Origin of the sequence: Rhizobium sp. BK112, from assembly GCF_014193215.1 — a bacterium.
GTDB classification, from domain to species: domain Bacteria; phylum Pseudomonadota; class Alphaproteobacteria; order Rhizobiales; family Rhizobiaceae; genus Rhizobium; species Rhizobium anhuiense.
The window spans coordinates 1-1,647 of record NZ_JACHYZ010000036.1 but is presented as its reverse complement, the minus strand read 5'-3'; the positions used below and the strand labels follow the sequence as shown (position 1 = coordinate 1,647).

Here is a 1,647-nt window from a genome sequence, read left to right as displayed (position 1 = left end):
CTACATTGGAATGACGTTTCATCATCGGCTCGATGACCGTTTCCCAGTAGGCCATGTCGGCATTGTCGATCTTGGCGGCGATCTTCAGCTGCATGCCGACTTTTGCCGCGATCTCTATTGCACGTCGGGTCGCTTTTCCGGCGAAATGCGGCCGAGAAACGCAAGGTAATCGCCCTTTGGCTTTTCCGTGAAAGGCAGCAGACCGGTGGGCAGACCGTGGTAAACCGTTCCCGCCCAATGGACCGGTGGCATAGGCCTACGTTGGTCATTGGAGATCGAAACGACCGGAACATCTGCGAAGGTCTGGTAGAAGGGCTTGAGATCCGGCAGATCCAGACGGCCGTGCAAGGTTGTCAGCGTGCGGTCGGCAAAATTTCGGATCAGCGGGAAATGCAACAGATCGATATGGAAATGCAGGACATCAAACTCATGCGCGCGGCACCGAATTTCCTCCAGCATCACAATCTGATGCGGCAGTTGGTCCTTGACCGCCGGGTTAAGCCGCAGCGCAACGTCCGCGCAGGATACGAGCCGGGCGTCGGTGACGGAGTCGCCGCTGGCAAAAAGCGTGACGTCGTGGCCCTGCGAGACAAGTTCTTCGGTGAGATAGGATACAATCCGCTCCGTTCCCCCATAGAGCTTCGGCGGAACGCTTTCGGCGAGCGGCGCGATCTGAGCGATCTTCATCGGCAAAACCTCCTCAGTTGAGCAAAGAGTCGTCGGTAAAAATCTTCTCCGCGTCCGAAACAGGCACGCGGCGGTCAGGGGGAGCGGTTAGATCTCGAATGGTTGTCTGAGTCCTCGTTTCCAGTAGCTGCACAGACCGAAGCCGCCGGATCGGTGCGACAGCGATCTACGGCGGCGGCTTTGGCTGTCATTGACGGAAGCCGTCTGCTTTTGCGCTGACGTGTTTTGATCGTCACCATCGAGAGCCTTCAAGGTCGCAAGAACCTCATCATAGGAGACAATCCGTTCTGTCCCGGGATAGCGTCGCCAGGCTGGCATGGATTCGATTGCACATACGTCGGACGCCCATGAGGCCAGAATGGCCCGCTTCTCGTCCTTGCTGATATTGTCCGCCATCAGCACGTCGCGGGGATGATCGAAATGCATGGCCGGGTGCAACAGATGCGCGGCGCTGATTGTTGCTGCGGCATGCTTGGCTGCAGAATTGCTATCAGTTTCCTTTCTCATGTTCTGACTCCACGGATATAGGACCAATGGACTTTGTCGACTCTCCCATGGTCACACGGCCTGGGTAGGTTGCTTTTCGAACAGTCCGCGCGCGGCCCGAACCATGGTCTTCAGGTGTTCGGGATTGCGAACGCCCTGCCGATAAAGCTCCACGACGATTGCCGCGATGCGTTCAGCTTCTTCAGAATTGCGAGGCAAGTCCGCCACAGTTCTGAGGTCATCGAAGACGTGTCGGCAGACTTCGAGGTCACGGGAATCAAGCGGCGCTTGCGACTTCTTGATGATCGTTTGAACCATTTGTTCCTCCATTGCTGGAGGCCCGCCCTTCAAGAGCAGGGCGGGCCGGCGGCCTTAGAAATCCATGCCGGCACCGGCGGGGATCGCCGGAGCGGCTTCCTTCTTGGGCTTTTCAGCGATCATAGCCTCCGTCGTCACCAGCAGGCCGGCAACCGA

Annotated in this window: 2 protein-coding genes and 1 pseudogene; all 3 read right to left on the bottom strand. The window is 57.8% G+C overall.

Annotation, left to right across the window (positions count from 1 at the left end):
• Positions 1-687, bottom strand: a pseudogene (locus tag FHT75_RS36210) (glycosyltransferase); the annotation flags it as partial.
• Between the two features lie 87 nt (positions 688-774).
• Positions 775-1,194 carry a hypothetical protein gene (locus FHT75_RS35500; protein WP_097542425.1) on the bottom strand — a complete coding sequence of 140 codons (420 nt, stop codon included), beginning with the start codon at positions 1,192-1,194 and terminating at the stop codon, positions 775-777.
• 51 nt (positions 1,195-1,245) lie between these two features.
• Positions 1,246-1,491, bottom strand: a complete 246-nt coding sequence (locus FHT75_RS35495) for a hypothetical protein (protein WP_097614857.1) — start codon at positions 1,489-1,491, stop codon at positions 1,246-1,248.
• Positions 1,492-1,647: the final 156 nt, after the last annotated feature.